Raw genomic sequence first — 1039 nt, forward strand, 5'->3', positions numbered from 1 at the left:
GGCAATGAACTGGGTATCTCGATAAAAGCAGGTGCTGATACTATGGAAGCAATCATTTTCACGGAATAGCTCCTGATAGACTTTAGAAGAGCGTTAGCTTTGGCTATCTAATAGCTCTGAGACTTTTTTGATTGAACTGGTAGACATGTCTTCGACGCTTAGTCTGCGTTCATCAAGGGGGGCGTATTCTTCGCTATATGACTCGATAGTTTTGTCGTTAAATCGATTAGCAACGATACTAAGTTGCTGGGACTTCCTATCAGTAATCGTTAGATAGCCGCCCAGCGCTTCAATTGCATCGCAGATATCGCTGATAACCTCTTCCCATACATCGTCGTAAGCGACCGATTCATATATATGAGCGACAAGGTCGACAATTTTATTGTTGTAGTTCATTGCTATGCCACGAGACCTATAACTGCTGAGCGATCTAGATTTAAGCGCTTGAGAGATCTTTAAGTTGTAAAGATAGTAACGGAATTCCTGAGTAGATTTCCAGTTTAATAAGCGCTAGTTCACAGAATTGGCATTGAATTAGAAAAAAATTCCTGGGTCGCCATTTGGGCGGAGAATTGTCAAGACCCAGACGGGTTCGATTAAGAATATATTCTACGTATAGTAGTACTTGGCTTGCCTGAGCACTGTTTGCACGGATTAGCAACGGTGTTCTGGGCCAGTCACTAGTTAGGCAAGCCTTTTACTTTTGCGCATCGCATTTACAGCTCTTGTTTGGCCTGAATGTTAAGCTGGCCTTGTGCAAAAGTTTTCTCATTATTATTTAGTGTTTTTTCAAGCGCTAGATTCAGTTTTCGCAAGGACGCGGCCCCATTGTTTCTATTCCGATCAAAAAAACTATCTTGAGATAAGCTTAAGAGAAAAACGCTGTTTTTTATATAATTCTTGTTTTGACGACTGCTTAGGTCGTGTACTCATATATGGTATCGAGTGCTAGGTGGTCTTTTTGGAAGTAGTCATCAAAACACTTTAGTACGAGCGGGCTGCGGAGTTTATCTTCTAGTGCTCGTATCTCATCCATGCT

At 41.6% G+C, this 1039-nt stretch carries 1 protein-coding gene; it reads right to left on the reverse strand.

Translation table 11 applies throughout. From position 1 onward, the window contains the following. Positions 1 to 93: 93 nt before the first annotated feature. Positions 94 to 396 carry a hypothetical protein gene (locus A3761_RS24830; RefSeq protein WP_068751115.1) on the reverse strand — a complete coding sequence of 101 codons (303 nt, stop codon included), beginning with the start codon at positions 394 to 396 and terminating at the stop codon, positions 94 to 96. Positions 397 to 1039: the final 643 nt, after the last annotated feature.

The sequence above is a fragment of the Oleiphilus sp. HI0123 genome, from assembly GCF_001635315.1.

What these genes read in the sequence shown, in the direction of transcription:
- A3761_RS24830 (WP_068751115.1), bottom strand. Translation starts at nt 396, where the DNA reads ATGAACTACAACAATAAAATTGTCGACCTTGTCGCTCATATATATGAA.